This window comes from Pantoea sp. ICBG 1758 (assembly GCF_002928325.1).
In the GTDB taxonomy this organism is placed as follows: Bacteria; Pseudomonadota; Gammaproteobacteria; order Enterobacterales; family Enterobacteriaceae; genus Pantoea; species Pantoea eucrina.
The window spans coordinates 147,696-166,221 of record NZ_POWL01000003.1 but is presented as its reverse complement, the minus strand read 5'-3'; the positions used below and the strand labels follow the sequence as shown (position 1 = coordinate 166,221).

Annotated in this window: 14 protein-coding genes; 12 read left to right on the top strand and 2 right to left on the bottom strand. The window is 55.8% G+C overall.

What is annotated here, in order from left to right:
* Positions 1–49 precede the first annotated feature (49 nt).
* Positions 50–1,351: an MFS transporter gene (locus C1Y41_RS12475; protein WP_094110717.1), complete on the top strand. Its 1,302-nt coding sequence runs from the start codon at positions 50–52 to the stop codon at positions 1,349–1,351.
* On the opposite strand, the gene C1Y41_RS19920 is transcribed toward C1Y41_RS12475, so the two are convergent.
* Positions 1,343–1,564: a hypothetical protein gene (locus C1Y41_RS19920; RefSeq protein ID WP_139239684.1), complete on the bottom strand. Its 222-nt coding sequence runs from the start codon at positions 1,562–1,564 to the stop codon at positions 1,343–1,345. The genes C1Y41_RS12475 and C1Y41_RS19920 overlap by 9 nt on opposite strands.
* 50 nt (positions 1,565–1,614) lie before the next feature.
* Here C1Y41_RS19920 and dnaK point away from each other — a divergent pair, with 50 nt between their 5' ends.
* The 3 genes from dnaK to nhaA all read left to right on the top strand — a co-directional run bounded on the left by dnaK (position 1,615) and on the right by nhaA (position 6,096).
* Positions 1,615–3,525 (top strand): molecular chaperone DnaK, encoded by a 1,911-nt coding sequence (dnaK, locus tag C1Y41_RS12470; protein ID WP_039382477.1) that lies wholly within the window; start codon positions 1,615–1,617, stop codon positions 3,523–3,525.
* 102 nt (positions 3,526–3,627) lie between these two features.
* Complete coding sequence (gene dnaJ / locus C1Y41_RS12465; protein ID WP_071669092.1) at positions 3,628–4,767, top strand: molecular chaperone DnaJ; 1,140 nt, start codon at positions 3,628–3,630, stop codon at positions 4,765–4,767.
* Between the two features lie 150 nt (positions 4,768–4,917).
* Positions 4,918–6,096 carry a Na+/H+ antiporter NhaA gene (gene nhaA / locus C1Y41_RS12460; RefSeq protein ID WP_104085553.1) on the top strand — a complete coding sequence of 393 codons (1,179 nt, stop codon included), beginning with the start codon at positions 4,918–4,920 and terminating at the stop codon, positions 6,094–6,096.
* Positions 6,097–6,202: 106 nt separating this feature from the next.
* On the opposite strand, the gene rpsT is transcribed toward nhaA, so the two are convergent.
* On the bottom strand, positions 6,203–6,466 hold the full coding sequence (gene rpsT / locus C1Y41_RS12455; protein WP_039382484.1) for a 30S ribosomal protein S20: 264 nt from the start codon (positions 6,464–6,466) through the stop codon (positions 6,203–6,205).
* 319 nt (positions 6,467–6,785) lie between these two features.
* Between rpsT and ribF the strand changes: the two genes are divergently transcribed.
* The 8 genes from ribF (at position 6,786) to carB (ending at position 18,436) form a co-directional block, all read left to right on the top strand.
* Positions 6,786–7,724: a bifunctional riboflavin kinase/FAD synthetase gene (ribF, locus tag C1Y41_RS12450; RefSeq protein ID WP_039382487.1), complete on the top strand. Its 939-nt coding sequence runs from the start codon at positions 6,786–6,788 to the stop codon at positions 7,722–7,724.
* Between the two features lie 27 nt (positions 7,725–7,751).
* Positions 7,752–10,571: an isoleucine--tRNA ligase gene (gene ileS, locus C1Y41_RS12445; protein ID WP_039382490.1), complete on the top strand. Its 2,820-nt coding sequence runs from the start codon at positions 7,752–7,754 to the stop codon at positions 10,569–10,571.
* On the top strand, positions 10,571–11,068 hold the full coding sequence (lspA, locus tag C1Y41_RS12440; protein ID WP_071669089.1) for a signal peptidase II: 498 nt from the start codon (positions 10,571–10,573) through the stop codon (positions 11,066–11,068). Before ileS ends, lspA begins: the two co-directional genes overlap by 1 nt.
* A 69-nt stretch (positions 11,069–11,137) precedes the next feature.
* Positions 11,138–11,608 carry an FKBP-type peptidyl-prolyl cis-trans isomerase gene (gene fkpB / locus C1Y41_RS12435; RefSeq protein ID WP_071669088.1) on the top strand — a complete coding sequence of 157 codons (471 nt, stop codon included), beginning with the start codon at positions 11,138–11,140 and terminating at the stop codon, positions 11,606–11,608.
* Entirely contained in the window at positions 11,589–12,542 is a 954-nt protein-coding gene (ispH, locus tag C1Y41_RS12430; protein WP_039382499.1) for a 4-hydroxy-3-methylbut-2-enyl diphosphate reductase, read from the top strand. The genes fkpB and ispH overlap by 20 nt, the downstream gene beginning before the upstream one ends.
* 222 nt (positions 12,543–12,764) lie before the next feature.
* Positions 12,765–13,580 (top strand): 4-hydroxy-tetrahydrodipicolinate reductase, encoded by an 816-nt coding sequence (gene dapB / locus C1Y41_RS12425; protein ID WP_104085552.1) that lies wholly within the window; start codon positions 12,765–12,767, stop codon positions 13,578–13,580.
* Positions 13,581–14,046: 466 nt separating this feature from the next.
* Entirely contained in the window at positions 14,047–15,195 is a 1,149-nt protein-coding gene (gene carA, locus C1Y41_RS12420) for a glutamine-hydrolyzing carbamoyl-phosphate synthase small subunit (protein WP_039382504.1), read from the top strand.
* A 13-nt stretch (positions 15,196–15,208) separates the two neighbouring features.
* Positions 15,209–18,436, top strand: coding sequence for a carbamoyl-phosphate synthase large subunit (gene carB / locus C1Y41_RS12415; RefSeq protein WP_104085551.1), 3,228 nt, complete (start codon positions 15,209–15,211; stop codon positions 18,434–18,436).
* Positions 18,437–18,526: the final 90 nt, after the last annotated feature.

Here is an 18,526-nt window from a genome sequence, read left to right as displayed (position 1 = left end):
GTATAGTAACGTCTGCTCTACCTTTCCCGGCTCTGGATACCGCACCGTTATGGACTCGCTCACCTCGCATCGACTTAACCGGCAGGACTATAAAACCCTGTCGCTGGCTGCCCTTGGCGGGGCGCTGGAATTCTACGACTTCATTATTTTTATCTTCTTTGCTGCCGTCATTGGCGAGCTCTTTTTCCCGCCCGATATGCCTGACTGGCTGCGTCAGGTGCAGACGTTTGGTATTTTTGCTGCCGGCTATCTGGCGCGACCGCTGGGCGGCATTGTTATGGCGCACTTTGGTGACAAAGTCGGCCGGAAAAAGATGTTCAGCCTGAGTATTCTGCTGATGGCGCTGCCGACCCTGGCGATGGGCGCACTGCCCACCTATGCAAGCATAGGTATCGCTGCACCGCTGCTAATGCTGCTATTGCGGATGCTGCAGGGGGCGGCAATTGGCGGTGAAGTGCCGGGCGCCTGGGTATTTGTTGCTGAGCACGTTCCGGAAAAGCGTACCGGCTTTGCCTGCGGCACCCTGACCGCAGGCCTCACTGCCGGTATCCTGCTGGGTTCACTGGTAGCGACGCTGCTTAACAGCACGATTTCGCCAGCGGCAATGCGCGATTACGGCTGGCGGCTGCCGTTCTTTCTCGGCGGCCTGTTTGGACTGCTGGCGATGTACCTGCGTCGCTGGCTGCATGAAACGCCGGTATTTCAGCAGATGCAGCAGCGGAAAACGCTGTCTGAACGGCTGCCGCTGCAGGCTATTTTGCTGCACCACAAGCGCAGTATTGCGATCTCAATGCTGCTGACCTGGCTGCTCTCCGCCTGCATTGTAGTGGTGATTTTAATGGCGCCCGCACTGATGCAGAAACAGGGCGTGCCTGCTGCGCTGAGCCTGCAGGCCAACAGCCTGGCGACCGTAATGCTGCTGGTCGGATGCGTGCTGGCAGGCTGGATCGTAGATCGCGCGGGTGCGGCGCGTACGCTGATAGCGGGATCGCTGCTGCTGGCTTTCTGCAGCTGGCACTTTTTCCAAAACACCGGCAGCGCGCCGCAGATGCTGTTTTTCTGGTACGGCGTGGCGGGACTGAGCGTCGGTGTGGTAGGCGTAGTGCCGTTTGTCATGGTGCGCGCCTTTCCGCCAGCGGTACGCTTTACCGGCATCTCTTTCTCATACAATGTTGCTTACGCGATTTTCGGCGGCCTGACCCCCGTCAGCGTAACGCTGATGATGCAGCTGACGCCTATGGCACCGGCCTGGTATGTGCTGGCGCTGGCGGCGATCGGTGCCGCTGTCGGCTGCTGGCTGTGGCGTGACGCACGTCAGCCAGCGGGGCACTCCTCGCGCTCTTTATCCTGATGAGCCCGGTACGGCGGGCAGCACTGCTCCGCCGTACTGCTGCTGAAGTTGTACATTTTCCCGCCATTTATCCCGTCCGGCTAAAAGAATCGAAATATTTTTTGCTTTTAACCCTTGATGCGCATCGAAGCGGCCCCATTTACTTGTCATCGGGCGTTGTGAGGCAGCAAAAAAGCCTGCAGTCGCAGTTGAAAGTGGCGGTAACGACCACATCTCTGCATCACAACCCAATTTGACAAAGAATTTACGTGGGAGACGTTTAGATGGGTAAGATTATTGGTATTGACCTGGGTACAACCAACTCTTGTGTGGCGATCATGGACGGCGGCAAGGCACGCGTGCTGGAAAACGCTGAAGGCGATCGCACCACGCCGTCAATCATTGCGTATACCGCAGACGGCGAAACGCTGGTAGGTCAGCCGGCTAAACGTCAGGCAGTGACCAACCCGCAGAACACCCTGTTCGCTATCAAGCGTTTAATTGGTCGTCGTTTCCAGGACGAAGAAGTACAGCGTGATATCAAAATCATGCCGTACAAAATCACCGGTTCTGACAACGGTGACGCATGGCTGGACGTGAAGGGCCAGAAAATGGCACCGCCGCAGATCTCTGCTGAAGTGCTGAAGAAAATGAAGAAAACCGCGGAAGATTTCCTCGGTGAAGCGGTGACTGAAGCGGTTATTACCGTACCGGCTTACTTCAATGACGCACAGCGTCAGGCGACCAAAGATGCGGGCCGTATCGCGGGCCTGGACGTTAAGCGTATCATCAACGAACCAACCGCAGCAGCGCTGGCTTACGGTCTGGACAAAGGTCAGGGCAACCGTACTATCGCGGTTTATGACCTGGGTGGTGGTACTTTCGATATCTCAATCATTGAGATCGACGACGTTGATGGCGAAAAAACCTTTGAAGTGCTGGCAACCAACGGTGATACCCACCTGGGTGGTGAAGACTTCGATAGCCGCCTGATCAACTATCTGGTAGCCGAGTTTAAGAAAGACCAGGGTATCGATCTGCATAACGACCCGCTGGCGATGCAGCGTCTGAAAGAAGCCGCTGAGAAAGCAAAAATTGAACTCTCTTCTGCGCAGCAGACCGACGTTAACCTGCCATATATCACGGCAGATGCAACCGGTCCTAAGCACCTGAACATCAAAGTAACGCGTGCGAAACTGGAATCTCTGGTAGAAGACCTGGTAACCCGTTCAATTGAGCCGCTGAAAGTTGCGCTGCAGGATGCTGGCCTGTCAGTCTCTGACATCAACGATGTCATCCTGGTAGGTGGTCAGACTCGTATGCCAATGGTGCAGGCGAAAGTGACCGAGTTCTTCGGCAAAGAGCCGCGTAAAGATGTTAACCCGGATGAAGCCGTAGCGGTCGGTGCTGCTGTTCAGGGTGGCGTACTGGCAGGTGATGTGAAAGACGTTCTGCTGCTGGACGTAACGCCGCTGTCGCTGGGTATTGAAACCATGGGCGGCGTAATGACCGCGCTGATCAGCAAGAACACCACTATCCCGACCAAACACAGTCAGGTGTTCTCTACTGCTGAAGATAACCAGTCTGCCGTGACCATTCACGTGCTGCAGGGTGAGCGTAAGCGTTCTGGCGATAACAAATCGCTGGGTCAGTTTAATCTCGACGGCATTCAGCCTGCACCACGCGGTATGCCGCAGATCGAAGTCACCTTTGACATCGATGCTGATGGTATTCTGCATGTGTCAGCGAAAGATAAAAACAGCGGTAAAGAGCAGAAAATCACCATTAAAGCCTCTTCTGGTCTGAACGAAGATGAGATCGAAAAAATGGTGCGTGACGCGGAAGCGAACGCTGAATCTGACCGCAAGTTTGAAGAGCTGGTACAGACGCGCAACCAGGGTGACCAGATTGCGCATAGCACCCGCAAGCAGCTGGATGAAGCGGGCGATAAGCTCTCTGCAGAAGACAAAGCACCTATCGAAGCTGCACTGACTGAGCTGAATACCGCGCTGAAAGGCGAAGACAAAGCGGCTATCGAAGCGAAAATGCAGGCGCTGATGGAAGTCTCCGGCAAACTAATGGAGATGGCACAGCAGCAGGGTCAGGCAGGCGCAGCGGACGCCGGCGACGCGTCAGCACAGCAGCAGGATGACGTGGTCGACGCTGAGTTCGAAGAAGTTAAAGATAAAAAATAATTGCCCCTGACCGGGCGCGACGGCTGGCCTGACAGCCGTTGAAACCAGCACGGGCGTAGGAGTTTCTCCACGCCCGTGCAACTATGTTAAGGGCAGAACAAAATGGCTAAGAGTGATTTTTACGAGATCTTAGGCGTCTCAAAATCGGCTGATGAGCGTGAAATCAAAAAGGCTTATAAGCGCCTGGCGATGAAATATCACCCGGACCGTAATCCGGGCGACAAAGAAGCCGAAGCAAAATTTAAAGAAGTGAAGGAAGCGTACGAAATTCTGACGGATGCTCAGAAGCGTGCGGCCTATGACCAGTATGGTCACGCAGCCTTTGAACAGGGTGGCGGTGGCGGCGGCTTTGGTGGCGGCTTCGGCGGTGGCGGCGCAGACTTCAGCGATATCTTTGGCGACGTATTTGGCGATATCTTTGGCGGCGGTCGCCGTCAGCGTGCATCACGCGGTGCCGATTTACGCTACAACATGGAGCTGACGCTGGAAGAAGCGGTACGCGGCGTGACCAAAGAGATCCGCATCCCGGTACTGGAAGAGTGCGACGTCTGCCACGGCAGCGGCGCCAAAGCGGGCACGCAGCCACAGACCTGTCCGACCTGCCACGGTGCAGGCCAGGTACAGATGCGTCAGGGTTTCTTCACCGTACAGCAGGCGTGTCCGACCTGTCACGGTCGCGGCTCGGTCATCAAAGATCCGTGCAACGCCTGTCATGGTCATGGGCGCGTAGAGCGTCAGAAAACGCTGTCGGTAAAAATTCCGGCGGGGGTAGACACCGGCGACCGTATTCGTCTGAGTGGTGAAGGGGAAGCGGGCGAGCATGGCGCACCGGCGGGCGATCTCTACGTTCAGGTATCGGTGAAGAAGCACCCTATCTTTGAGCGCGAAGAGAATAACCTCTACTGCGAAGTGCCGATCAACTTTGCGATGGCGGCGCTGGGCGGAGAGATTGAAGTGCCGACGCTGGACGGCCGCGTGAAGCTGAAGGTGCCTGCGGAGACCCAGACCGGCAAGCTGTTCCGCATGCGCGGCAAAGGCGTAAAATCAGTGCGCGGCGGCGCCGTTGGTGACCTGCTGTGCCGGGTGGTGGTGGAAACGCCGGTCAGCCTGAATGATAAACAGAAAGCGCTGCTGCGCGAGCTGGAAGAGAGCTTTGGTGGCCCGAGCGGTGAAAAGAACAGCCCGCGTTCAAAAAGCTTCTTTGACGGTGTGAAGAAGTTCTTTGATGACCTGACGCGCTGATTCAGCGTCAGGGCAACACACGAAAAGCGGAGAGGTGACTCTCCGCTTTTTTATTAATTTTAAACTGGCGTAAAGACGCGGCAAGCGGCTTTTATCACAGGGTTAACGCGGTTACACTCCTTAACAAATTGTTTTTGCTCAGGAGGAGTTGTGAATAAGCCCCGTTCGATTAAAACGTTGCTGAAAAGCTTTATAGAAAGTGATGCCAGCAACGGCATGGTATTAATTCTCGCTGCGGTCGCGGCCATGATTCTGGCAAACAGTGCAGAGACAGCCGCTGGCTATCAGAGCTTTCTCGCTGAGCCGGTGCAGATCCGCTTTGGCGCACTCGATATCAGCAAGAACCTGCTGCTGTGGATCAACGATGCGCTGATGGCGCTGTTCTTTCTGCTGATCGGTCTGGAAGTGAAACGCGAATTAATCAGCGGCGAGCTGGCAAGTCGCGATCGCGCGATTTTTCCGGTCATTGCTGCCCTCGGCGGTATGGTTGCGCCGGCGCTGATTTTCCTGTTTTTCAATCATGACAATGAGATTGCGCGCAACGGCTGGGCGATCCCGACCGCGACCGATATCGCATTTGCTCTGGGCGTGCTGGCACTGCTTGGCAGTCGTGTTCCCGTGGCGCTGAAGGTGTTCCTGATGGCGCTGGCCATCATCGACGATCTCGGCGCGATTGTGATTATCGCACTCTTCTACACCAGCGATCTCTCCGTGCTGTCGCTCAGCGTGGCGGCAGCGGCGATTGTGGTGCTGGCCATACTTAACCGCTGTGGCGTGCGGAATATCGCCGTCTATATGCTGGTCGGAATTGTGCTCTGGACCGCGGTGCTGAAATCAGGCGTGCACGCCACGCTGGCAGGCGTGGTAGTCGGCTTCTTTGTACCGCTGGAGGAGAAAGAGGGGCATTCACCGGCAGAGCATCTGGCGCACGGTCTGATGCCGTGGGTGAACTGGCTGATTCTGCCGCTGTTCGCGTTTGCTAACGCCGGGATTTCACTGAGTGGTATCACCTTTGGTGATGTGTTCTCACCAGAGCCGCTGGGGATTATCCTCGGGTTACTGATTGGTAAACCGCTGGGTATTACGCTGTTCTGCTGGCTGGCCGTAAAACTGCGTCTGGCGGCGCTGCCGGGCGGGACAACGATACGCGATATCATGGCCATAGGCGTGCTGTGCGGTATCGGCTTTACCATGTCTATCTTTATCAGTTCGCTGGCTTTTGACGCCGCGCATGAAGAGCTGGTGACGTTCTCGAAACTGGGTATTCTTAGCGGCTCGCTGCTGTCAGCGGTGATTGGCTATACGCTATTGCGCGTTAAGCTGCGTTAACCGGAGAGGAGGCGTCAGCCTCCTTTTTACGCTGCCGGCAAACGACAGGCATAAAAAAACCGGCTATAAGCCGGTTCTTTCTACAAAGCGATAAACAGACAGGCGATTAAGCCAGTTTGTTGATCTGAGCCACCAGGTTTGCTTTATGGCGTGCAGCTTTGTTTTTGTGGATCAGACCTTTAGCAGCCTGACGGTCCACGATTGGTTGCATTTCGTTGAATGCGTTCTGCGCAGCAGCTTTGTCGCCGGTTGCGATAGCCGCGTATACTTTCTTGATGAAAGTACGCATCATAGAACGGTTGCTCGCGTTATGCTTGCGACGTTTCTCAGATGTTACGGCGCGTTTCTTAGCTGATTTGATATTAGCCAAGGTCCAACTCCCAAATGTGTTCTATATGGACAAATCAAAGGCCGAGGACTATGCCTTTTGCGCCTTCTTTTGTCAATGGATTTGTGCAAATAAGCGTCGTTTTAACCACGACACCCGCTTACGTAATTGATGGCGCAAGATTCTACCAGCAACCCCGCTCTGAATACAGTATTTCGCAACAATTTCTTCAGCAGGTATGGTGATTTGTTGCCCGACGGTGGGACAGAGGGCGCTTCAGCGCAGGAAAGGCGTGTATACGGGTTAACCTCAGCGCTATTCAAGGGTATAATCCGCCGATTTCCACCGGTTTGAGTCAGCCATGAAGTTAATCCGCGGTATTTATAATCTGAAACAGCAGCATCGCGGCTGCGTTCTGACCATTGGTAATTTCGATGGTGTGCATCGCGGTCATCAGGCGCTGATGGCGCAGCTGATTGCAGAGGGCCGTAAGCGCAATCTGCCGGTGGTGGTGATGCTGTTTGAACCGCAGCCGCTGGAGCTGTTTGCGGGTGAAAAAGCACCGGCCCGTCTGACGCGGCTGCGTGAAAAACTGCGCTGGCTGCAGCGCGCTGGCGTCGACGCCGTGCTCTGTATCCGGTTTGATCGTCAGTTTGCAGCCTATCCGGCTCAGCGTTTTATCAGCGAGCTGCTGGTGGAAAAACTCGACGTGCGTTTTCTGGCGGTAGGCGATGATTTCCGCTTCGGCGCTGGTCGCGAAGGGGATTTCCTGTTATTACAGAAAGCGGGTGCAGAGTATGGCTTTGAGGTCATCAGCACCCAGACCTTCTGCGACAGCGGTAAGCGCATCAGCAGTACGGCTGTCCGTCAGGCGCTGGCGCAGGATGATTTTGCGCAGGCGCAGCAGCTGCTTGGCCATCCCTTCAGCATTTCAGGCCGCGTGGTGCACGGTGATGCACTGGGCCGTACCATAGGTTTTCCGACCGCTAATCTGCCGCTGCGTCGCGCGGTCACGCCGGTTAAGGGCGTGTTTGCCGTGGAAGTGCTGGGTCTGACCGCAGAGCCGGTGCCAGGCGTCGCCAACATCGGTACCCGCCCGACGGTAAAAGGTTTACGTCAGCAGCTTGAAGTTCATCTGCTCGACACACATATGGATCTCTATGGCCGCCATATTGAGGTGGTGCTGAAACAGAAGATCCGCGACGAACAGCGCTTTTCCTCGCTGGATGCGCTGAAAGAACAAATTGCAAAAGATGTGGTGACAGCCCGCCAATTCTTTGGGCTACAAACACCGGTTTAATGACCGACAGACGGAATCGAGAATCTGATGAGTGACTATAAATCTACCCTGAATTTGCCGGAAACGGGGTTCCCGATGCGTGGCGATCTGGCCAAACGCGAACCGGGCATGCTGCAGCGCTGGTACGATGACAATCTCTACGGCATCATCCGCGCCGCCAAAAAAGGGAAAAAAACCTTCATCCTGCATGATGGCCCTCCGTACGCAAACGGCAATATTCATATTGGTCACTCTGTTAACAAGATTCTGAAAGACATTATTGTCAAGTCGAAAGGCATGGCAGGGTACGACTCACCCTATGTTCCGGGCTGGGACTGTCACGGCTTACCGATCGAGCACAAAGTTGAGCAGATGATTGGCAAGCCGGGCGAGAAAGTCAGCGCGGCAGAGTTTCGTGCCGCCTGCCGCAGCTATGCCGCTGAGCAGGTAGAAGGGCAGAAAAAAGATTTTATCCGCCTTGGCGTGCTGGGCGACTGGGATCGTCCCTATCTGACCATGAACTTCACGACCGAAGCCAACATCATCCGTGCACTGGGCAAAATCATCGGTAACGGCCATTTGCATAAAGGCGCGAAGCCGGTGCACTGGTGTATGGATTGCCGTTCAGCGCTGGCGGAAGCGGAAGTTGAGTATTACGACAAAACCTCGCCGTCTATCGACGTGATGTTCAACGCGCTGGATGCCGACGCGGTGCGGTCAGCCTTTGGCGTCAGCGCCTCAGAGGGGCCGGTTTCACTGGTGATCTGGACCACCACGCCGTGGACCATGCCCGCCAACCGCGCGATCTCCCTGCATCCTGAATTTGAGTACCAGCTGGTCCAGATTGAGGGCCGCAGCCTGATCCTCGCTAAAGATCTGGTGGAGAGCGTGATGAAGCGCGCCGGCATCAGCGAGTGGCAGGTGCTGGGTGAATGCCAGGGGGCAGCGCTGGAGCTGCAGCTGTTTCAGCATCCGTTTCTGACGCAGGTTCAGTCGAAAGTGGTGCTGGGTGAGCACGTTACGCTGGAAGCGGGTACCGGTGCGGTGCATACCGCGCCTGGACACGGCCCGGATGACTACGTAATCGGTCAGAAGTATGGCATCGAGACCGCTAACCCGGTGGCACCAGATGGTACCTATCTGCCGGGCACTTATCCGTCGCTTGATGGCGTTAATGTCTTCAAAGCTAACGACATGATTGTTGAGCTGCTGAAAGAGAAGGGCGCGCTGCTCCACGTGGAGAAACTGCTGCACAGCTACCCACACTGCTGGCGTCACAAAACGCCAATCATCTTCCGGGCGACGCCGCAGTGGTTTATCAGCATGGATCAGCAGGGGCTGCGCGCGCAGTCGCTGAAAGAGATTAAAGGCGTGCAGTGGATCCCGGACTGGGGTCAGGCGCGTATCGAAGCGATGGTTGCCAACCGTCCTGACTGGTGCATCTCGCGTCAGCGTACCTGGGGCGTGCCCATGGCGCTGTTTGTGCATAAAGAGAGTGAGCAGCTGCACCCTGACACGCTGGAGCTGATGGAGAAAGTTGCGCAGCGCGTGGAGCAGGATGGCATTCAGGCGTGGTGGGATCTCGATCCGCGCGAACTGATGGGTGACGACGCCGATCTGTACGTGAAAGTGCCGGATACGCTGGATGTATGGTTTGACTCGGGATCAACCAGCTTCTCGGTAGTCGATGCGCGTCCGGAGTTTGAGGGACACGCGCCGGATATGTATCTGGAAGGCTCCGATCAGCATCGCGGCTGGTTTATGTCCTCGCTGATGATCTCTACGGCGATGAAAGGCAAAGCGCCTTATCGTCAGGTTCTGACGCACGGGTTTACCGTGGATGGTCAGGGTCGCAAGATGTCGAAGTCGATCGGCAACACGGTAGCGCCGCAGGATGTGATGGATAAGCTTGGCGCGGACATTCTGCGTCTGTGGGTCGCCTCTACCGACTACTCCGGCGAAATGGCGGTATCGGATGAGATCCTGAAACGCGCTGCCGACAGCTATCGCCGTATTCGTAACACCGCACGCTTCCTGCTGGCTAACCTGGCGGGCTTTAATCCGGCTACTGACTGCGTTACGCCGGAAGAGATGGTGGTGGTCGATCGCTGGGCGGTAGGACGTGCGCTGGCTGCACAGCAGGATATCGTTGCCTCCTATGAAAACTACGACTTCCATGAAGTGGTGCAGCGTCTGATGCACTTCTGCTCCATTGAGATGGGGTCGTTCTACCTGGATGTGATTAAAGATCGCCAGTACACCGCGAAGGGCGACAGCCTGGCGCGTCGCAGCTGCCAGACCGCGCTGTGGCACATTGTGGAGGCGCTGGTGCGCTGGATGGCGCCTATCATGTCCTTTACCGCTGATGAGATCTGGGGTCACCTGCCGGGCGAACGCGCGCAGTATGTCTTCACTGAAGAGTGGTATGACAATCTGTTCGGTCTTGCGGCGGATGAGCCGATGAACGATGCGTTCTGGGCCGATCTGCTGAAAGTCCGCGGCGAAGTCAACAAAGCGATCGAGCAGGCGCGCAGCGACAAGCGCATCGGTGGCGCGCTGGAAGCGACGGTCACGCTCTATGCGGAACCGGAGCTGGGCGCGAAGCTGCAGGCGCTTGGCGACGAGCTGCGTTTTGTGCTGCTGACCTCCGGCGCGACGGTAGCCGATTACGCAACGGCGAGCGATGAGGCGCAGCAGAGCGACCTGCTGAAAGGGCTGAAAATCGTTCTGCATAAAGCAGAAGGCGAGAAGTGCCCGCGCTGCTGGCACTATACTACCGACATAGGCCAGAATCCGGAGCACGCCGACGTGTGCGGACGCTGTTACTCAAACGTAGCCGGTGACGGTGAAGTACGGAAATTTGCCTGATGACTAAACTCAGTTCTACCGGACTGCGCTGGATCTGGCTGGTGCTGGTCGTCATTGGTATCGATATGGCCAGCAAAGTGTGGGTCATGAACAATATGATGCTGCATGAAACGCAGCCGCTGATGCCGTTTCTGAACCTGTTCTATGCCCATAACTATGGCGCCGCGTTCAGTTTCCTGGCAGACAAAGGTGGCTGGCAGCGCTGGTTCTTTGCCGGTATTGCCATTGCCATTGTGGTCGCGCTGCTGGTGATGATGTATCGCAACCGCGCCAGCAACAGGCTCAGCAATATTGCGTATGCGCTGATTGTTGGCGGGGCGCTTGGCAACCTGTTCGATCGCGCCTGGCACGGTTTTGTCGTCGACTTTATCGACTTTTATGTCGGTAACTGGCACTTCGCCACGTTCAATATCGCTGACTGCGGCATCTGCATCGGCGCGGCGCTGGTGGTGCTTGAGGGGTTCTTCAGCCCCAGCGGCAAAAAAGCAACATCCTGACGTCTGCTGCCTGCATGCCGGTCACGGCTGCAGGCGCAGGCATGATGAAAAAGAGAGTAAGGGTAACCGATGACAGAGACAGTTCAGCCCGATAGCGCGCTGCTGGTGCATTTCACGCTCAAGCTGGAGGATGGCTCTACTGCCGAATCCACCCGTGCTAACGGCAAGCCTGCGCTGTTCCGTCTGGGTGACGGCAGCCTGTCGGCGGCGCTGGAGCGCGAGCTGCTGGGGCGCAAAGCGGGCGATCAGCTCGCCTTTACCCTGGTGCCGGAAGATGCGTTTGGCGCCAGCAGCCCGGATCTGATCCAGTACTTTTCGCGTCGCGACTTTATCGACGCGGGCGAGCCGGAAATCGGCGCAATCATGCTGTTCAGCGGCATGGGCGGCAGCGAGATGCCTGGCGTAATCCGCGAAATTTCCGGTGACTCAATCACCGTGGATTTTAATCATCCGCTGGCGGGGCAGCCTGTCCGGTTTGATATTGAAGTCCTTGAGATCGACCCGGCGCTGGAGGATAACAATGCAAATCCTGTTAGCTAACCCGCGCGGTTTCTGCGCCGGTGTGGATCGCGCTATCAGCATCGTTGAGCGGGCGCTGGAGATGTATGGCGCGCCAATCTACGTGCGTCACGAAGTGGTGCACAACCGTTATGTAGTGAGCAGCCTGCGCGAGCGTGGCGCGATCTTTATCGAAGAGATCGGTGAAGTGCCGGATGGTGCCATTCTGATCTTCTCAGCGCACGGTGTATCGCAGGCGGTACGCGCTGAAGCGAAAGCACGCGATCTGACCATGCTGTTTGATGCCACCTGTCCGCTGGTAACGAAAGTCCATATGGAAGTGGCGCGTGCCAGCCGTAAAGGGGTGGAGGCGATCCTGATTGGTCACGCCGGTCATCCTGAAGTGGAAGGCACCATGGGGCAATACAGCAACCCCAATGGCGGCATGTATCTGGTGGAATCACCGGAAGATGTGTTTAAGCTGACCGTCAAAGATGAGAACAACCTCTGTTTTATGACGCAGACTACCTTGTCAGTTGATGACACCTCTGACGTCATTGACGCCTTACGTCAGCGCTTCCCGGCCATTATCGGCCCGCGCAAAGATGACATCTGCTATGCCACCACTAACCGGCAGGAAGCGGTGCGCGTGCTGGCACAGGATGCTGAAGTGGTGCTGGTGGTCGGCTCAAAAAACTCCTCCAACTCTAACCGGCTGGCTGAGCTGGCGCAGCGCGCAGGCAAGCTGGCGAAGCTTATCGACTCAGCGGATGATATTCAGGAAGAGTGGGTAACCGGCGTAGAGTGTATTGGCGTGACGGCAGGTGCTTCTGCGCCCGATATTCTGGTACAGCAGGTGATCCAGCGCCTGCGCGAACTCGGTGGTGAAGCAGCCATTGAGCTGATCGGCCGCGAAGAAAATATCGTATTCGAAGTGCCGAAAGAGCTGCGCGTTGACGTGCGCAACGTGCAGTAAGCGTTTAACATTTGCTACCGTATCAGGCCGACATTGTTCGGCCTTTTCTTTATGTACGGCTGCGTGCCTCGCCACAACCAGCCGCCGGGATTGCTTTTACTGATAATGTTTTATCGCTGTCCTGAAATTCTTATATCCCTTTTTTATTGTGGCGTGACGGTTAGCTGATGGTTAACCTGTTTACGCTTTGCATGCATAGTTTTGTATCAGGAATGAATAAATATGAGTGATATCCGCTTAGCTATTGTTGGTGCGCCGGGCCGCATGGGACGAAATCTGATTCAGGCCGCGCATCAGGCGGAAGGCGTGGCGGTGGGCGCTGCGCTGGCGCGCAGCGGCTCTTCACTGCTGGGTACAGACGCGGGTGAGCTGGCGGGCATCGGTAAAACCGGCGTCACCGTCACCGATGATTTGCTAAAGGTGGTGGACGATTTCGATGTGCTAATCGACTTCACGCGTCCGGAAGGCACGCTGGAGTATCTGGCCTTTTGCCGCCAGCATCAAAAGGCGATGGTGATTGGCACAACCGGTTTTGATGACGCCGGAAAAGCCGTAATTCGTGCAGCGGCAGAGGAGATCGGCATCGTGTTTGCTGCCAACTTCAGCGTTGGCGTCAACCTGATGCTGAATCTGCTGCAGCAGGCGGCCTCAGTGATGGGGGAGTATGCGGATATTGAGATCGTTGAGGCGCACCATCGCCATAAAGTTGATGCGCCCTCAGGAACCGCGCTGGCAATGGGTGAAGCCATTGCGGACGCCATGGAGTGGAAGCTGGAGGATCATGCGGTTTACGCGCGTGAAGGCCATACCGGTGAGCGCAAACCTCACACTATCGGTTTTGCCACGGTGCGCGCCGGCGACATCATTGGTGAGCATACTGCTCTGTTTGCTGATATCGGCGAACGGATAGAGATTAGCCACAAGGCCTCAAGCCGGATGACCTTTGCAAAAGGTGCCGTCCGGGCTGCGGTCTGGGTTGAGTTGCGAAAAAATGGTCTTTATGACATGCGTGATGTGCTTAATTTAGCAAAAAATTGATTGTTGTGAGCCATCGTGATGTGGTTTTTCAGTCGCTAGTCCATTGATTGGCAGGGCAATATTTTTATTGCCCTTTATTTTTGTCAAAATAACCTCTTCGCCATAAAATATCTTCATAATGGGTTTATTTGCAAGTTAACTCATCTTTTTCTCAGCTGCTAAGATTAAATTTGACCATTTGGTCAAATATTTTGCGTAGCTCCGCTTATTCGGCGGTTATTGTTGTCAGGCAACCGATTAATTACCCTATTAAGATGCTGCTTTTGCCCTGTTTGCACTATATTTTAGTTATAGCCTCCGAAAAACATAAAAAAATAGCCTTTCCGGGTAGACATCAGCAGAGGTGATCATTAGAATGCGCGCAATTTGCCAAAAATCGAGCAGTCAGGCGGTTTTTACATTGATTCAGGCCAGTATTATGAATTAATATGCATATATTGTGACTGTTTATTCCCTGGAGGATGTTTTGATTAAGTCAGCGCTCTTGGTTCTGGAAGACGGAACCCAATTCCACGGTCGGGCCATCGGGGCTACGGGTTCGGCAGTGGGTGAGGTCGTTTTCAACACGTCAATGACCGGTTATCAAGAAATCCTTACTGATCCCTCCTATTCCCGCCAGATTGTTACTCTTACTTATCCCCACATCGGCAACGTTGGCGTCAATATCGCAGATGATGAATCAAACCAGATTCACGCTCAGGGCCTGGTGATCCGCGACCTGCCACTGATTACCAGCAACTTCCGCAGTGAAGAGAGCCTTTCTGCCTGGCTACAGCGCAATAATATTGTCGGCATCGCTGATATCGATACGCGTAAGCTGACGCGTCTGCTGCGTGAAAAGGGCGCGCTGAACGGCTGCATCATTGCGGGTGACGCGCCGGATGCCGCGCTGGCGCTGCAGAAAGCGCAGGCGTTCCCGGGGCTGAAAGGTATGGATCTGGCGAAAGAAGTGGCTACCACGGAGACTTACACGTGGCAGCAGGGGAGCTGGACGCTGCAGGATGGCCTGCCTGAGCAGCAGTCAGCTGACGCACTGCCGTATCACGTGGTCGCCTATGACTACGGCGCCAAGCGCAATATTCTGCGTATGCTGGTGGATCGCGGCTGCCGCCTGACGGTGGTGCCGGCGCAGACGCCAGCAGAAGAGGTGCTGGCACTCAATCCGGACGGCATCTTCCTCTCCAATGGCCCGGGCGATCCGGAGCCGTGTGACTACGCTATCCGCGCGATTCAGGCGTTTCTGGAGACAGAAATTCCGGTATTTGGTATCTGCCTGGGGCATCAGCTGCTGGCGCTGGCCAGCGGTGCAAAAACCGTCAAAATGAAGCTGGGTCACCACGGCGGCAACCATCCGGTAAAAGATCTCGATAATAATACTGTGATGATCACCGCACAGAATCACGGTTTCGCCGTCGATGAGAGCCAGATACCGGCCAATCTGCGTGTGACGCATGTGTCGCTGTTTGACCAGACCGTGCAGGGTATTCATCGTACCGATAAACCCGCTTTCAGCTTCCAGGGACATCCGGAAGCGAGTCCTGGCCCGCACGATGCGGCGCCGCTGTTCGATCACTTTATCGAACTGATTGAAGCCTACCGTTCAAACGCGAAGTAATCAGGAGCCTCCGATGCCAAAACGTACTGACATAAAATCTATCCTGATCCTTGGCGCTGGCCCGATCGTTATCGGTCAGGCGTGTGAATTTGACTACTCGGGCGCGCAGGCGTGTAAAGCGCTGCGTGAAGAGGGCTATCGCGTCATTCTGGTTAACTCCAATCCGGCGACCATCATGACCGACCCGGAAATGGCTGACGCGACCTATATTGAGCCAATCCACTGGGAAGTGGTGCGAAAAATCATCGAAAAAGAGCGCCCGGATGCAGTACTGCCTACCATGGGCGGGCAGACCGCGCTGAACTGTGCGCTGGAGCTGGAGCGCCAGGGCGTGCTGGAAGAGTTTGGCGTGACCATGATTGGCGCCACGGCTGACGCTATCGATAAAGCTGAAGATCGCCGTCGCTTTGACGTGGCGATGAAAAGCATCGGTCTCGATACCGCCCGTTCGGGTATCGCCCACACGATGGAAGAGGCGCTGAAGGTCGCGGAGGAGGTCGGTTTCCCGTGCATTATTCGTCCCTCCTTTACCATGGGCGGCACCGGCGGCGGTATCGCTTACAACCGCGAAGAGTTTGAAGAGATCTGTGAGCGCGGCCTCGACCTCTCTCCGACCAACGAGCTGCTGATTGATGAATCGCTGATTGGCTGGAAAGAGTATGAGATGGAGGTAGTGCGCGATAAAAATGATAACTGCATCATCGTCTGTTCAATTGAAAACTTCGACGCCATGGGCATTCACACCGGCGACTCTATCACCGTGGCACCGGCGCAGACGCTGACGGACAAAGAGTACCAAATCATGCGTAACGCCTCGCTGGCGGTGCTGCGTGAGATTGGTGTGGAAACCGGCGGCTCTAATGTTCAGTTCTCCGTAAATCCGAAAGATGGTCGTCTGATCGTAATCGAAATGAACCCGCGCGTGTCGCGCTCCTCCGCGCTGGCGTCCAAAGCCACCGGGTTCCCGATTGCTAAAGTCGCGGCTAAGCTGGCGGTGGGCTTTACGCTCGATGAACTGATGAACGATATCACTGGCGGTCGCACGCCGGCGTCGTTTGAGCCCTCTATCGACTATGTCGTGACTAAGATCCCGCGCTTTAACTTTGAGAAGTTTGCGGGCGCCAACGATCGCCTCACTACACAGATGAAATCAGTGGGTGAAGTGATGGCGATTGGCCGTACCTTCCAGGAGTCGATGCAGAAAGCGCTGCGCGGCCTTGAAGTCGGCGCTAACGGCTTCGATCCAAAAGTGGATCTGGATGACGCCGACGCGCTGACCCGTATCCGCCGCGAACTGAAAGACGCTGGTTCGGACCGCATCTGGTATGTTGCTGACGCGTTTCGTGCCGGTATGTCGGTGGATGGCGTATTTAATCTCACCAACATCGATCGCTGGTTCCTGGTACAGATTGAAGAGCTGGTGCGGCTGGAAGAGCAGGTTGCACGTGAAGGCGTTAACGCGCTGGATGCCGGCTTCCTGCGCGCGCTGAAGCGTAAAGGTTTTGCTGATGCGCGTCTGGCAGCGCTGGCGGGTGTGGCAGAAAGCGAAATCCGTAAGCTGCGTCAGCAGTACAATCTGCATCCGGTCTATAAGCGGGTGGATACCTGTGCCGCTGAGTTCTCGACCGATACCGCCTATATGTATTCCACCTATGAGGAGGAGTGCGAAGCGAACCCGAATCAGGATCGTGACAAAATCATGGTGCTGGGCGGCGGACCAAACCGTATCGGGCAGGGTATTGAGTTTGACTACTGCTGCGTCCACGCATCGCTGGCGCTGCGTGAAGATGGTTATGAAACCATCATGGTTAACTGCAACCCGGAAACGGTCTCAACCGATTATGACACCTCCGATCGCCTCTACTTTGAGCCGGTTACGCTGGAAGATGTGCTGGAGATTGTACGAATTGAGCAGCCAAAAGGCGTTATTGTGCAGTATGGTGGCCAGACGCCGCTGAAACTGGCGCGTGCGCTGGAAGCGGCCGGTGTACCGGTTATCGGTACCAGCCCGGACGCGATTGACCGCGCTGAAGACCGCGAGCGTTTCCAGCAGGCGGTGGATCGTCTGAAACTGAAACAGCCGGCTAACGCCACGGTTGCCACGCTGGAGCAGGCGGTAGAGAAAGCTGCCGGTATCGGTTATCCGCTGGTGGTACGTCCTTCCTATGTACTGGGCGGCCGTGCGATGGAAATCGTCTATGACGAAGTGGATCTTAAGCGCTATTTCCAGACCGCGGTATCCGTCTCTAACGATGCGCCAGTACTGCTGGATCGCTTCCTGGATGATGCGGTGGAAGTCGATGTGGATGCCATCTGCGACGGCGAGCGGGTGCTGATTGGCGGCATCATGGAACATATTGAGCAGGCGGGTGTTCACTCCGGTGACTCAGCCTGTTCCCTGCCGGCCTATACGCTGAGCAGCGAGATCCAGAACGTGATGCGTGAGCAGGTTGAGAAGCTGGCGTTTGAACTTAACGTACGCGGTCTGATGAACGTGCAGTTTGCGGTCAAAGATAACGAGGTTTACCTGATTGAGGTGAATCCGCGTGCGGCACGTACCGTTCCATTTGTCTCCAAGGCTACCGGCGTACCGCTGGCCAAAGTGGCGGCTCGCGTCATGGCGGGCAAAACCCTGCTGGAGCAGGGCGTGACGGAAGAGGTCATTCCGCCTTACTACTCGGTGAAAGAGGTGGTGCTGCCGTTCAATAAATTCCCGGGCGTCGATCCGATTCTGGGACCGGAAATGCGCTCCACCGGTGAGGTGATGGGCGTCGGCCGTACCTTTGCTGAAGCCTTCGGTAAAGCGATGCTGGGCGCGCAGAGCAACATGAAGAAAAGCGGTCGTGCGCTGCTCTCGGTGCGTGAAGGCGATAAAAAGCGCATCGTCGATCTGGCGGCGAAGCTGCAGAAGTTTGGCTTTGAGCTGGACGCTACCCACGGTACGGCGGTGGTGCTGGGTGAAGCCGGTATCAATCCACGCCTGGTCAATAAGGTGCATGAGGGACGCCCGCATATTCAGGATCGCCTGAAGAACGGTGAATACACCTATATTGTTAACACCACGGCGGGACGTCAGGCGATTGAAGACTCTAAGCTGATTCGCCGCAGCGCGCTGCAGTATAAAGTGCATTATGACACCACGCTGAACGGCGGCTTCGCGACGGCGATGGCCCTGAATGCGGATCCCACTGAGAAAGTGACTTCAGTACAGGAGATGCATGCGCAGCTGAAAGGCAAATAAGCGCAGCGTCCGTAAGAGACAGCGGCCCCGTATGGGGCCGTTTTTTTTTGCCTGAAACAGAGTAGCTATAGCAAACCTGCTGATTTGGCT

What these genes read in the sequence shown, in the direction of transcription:
- C1Y41_RS19920 (WP_139239684.1), bottom strand. Translation starts at nt 1,564, where the DNA reads ATGTGGTCGTTACCGCCACTTTCAACTGCGACTGCAGGCTTTTTTGCT.
- ileS (WP_039382490.1), top strand. Translation starts at nt 7,752, where the DNA reads ATGAGTGACTATAAATCTACCCTGAATTTGCCGGAAACGGGGTTCCCG.
- dnaJ (WP_071669092.1), top strand. Translation starts at nt 3,628, where the DNA reads ATGGCTAAGAGTGATTTTTACGAGATCTTAGGCGTCTCAAAATCGGCT.
- fkpB (WP_071669088.1), top strand. Translation starts at nt 11,138, where the DNA reads ATGACAGAGACAGTTCAGCCCGATAGCGCGCTGCTGGTGCATTTCACG.
- lspA (WP_071669089.1), top strand. Translation starts at nt 10,571, where the DNA reads ATGACTAAACTCAGTTCTACCGGACTGCGCTGGATCTGGCTGGTGCTG.
- ispH (WP_039382499.1), top strand. Translation starts at nt 11,589, where the DNA reads ATGCAAATCCTGTTAGCTAACCCGCGCGGTTTCTGCGCCGGTGTGGAT.
- ribF (WP_039382487.1), top strand. Translation starts at nt 6,786, where the DNA reads ATGAAGTTAATCCGCGGTATTTATAATCTGAAACAGCAGCATCGCGGC.
- C1Y41_RS12475 (WP_094110717.1), top strand. Translation starts at nt 50, where the DNA reads ATGGACTCGCTCACCTCGCATCGACTTAACCGGCAGGACTATAAAACC.
- dnaK (WP_039382477.1), top strand. Translation starts at nt 1,615, where the DNA reads ATGGGTAAGATTATTGGTATTGACCTGGGTACAACCAACTCTTGTGTG.
- carB (WP_104085551.1), top strand. Translation starts at nt 15,209, where the DNA reads ATGCCAAAACGTACTGACATAAAATCTATCCTGATCCTTGGCGCTGGC.
- dapB (WP_104085552.1), top strand. Translation starts at nt 12,765, where the DNA reads ATGAGTGATATCCGCTTAGCTATTGTTGGTGCGCCGGGCCGCATGGGA.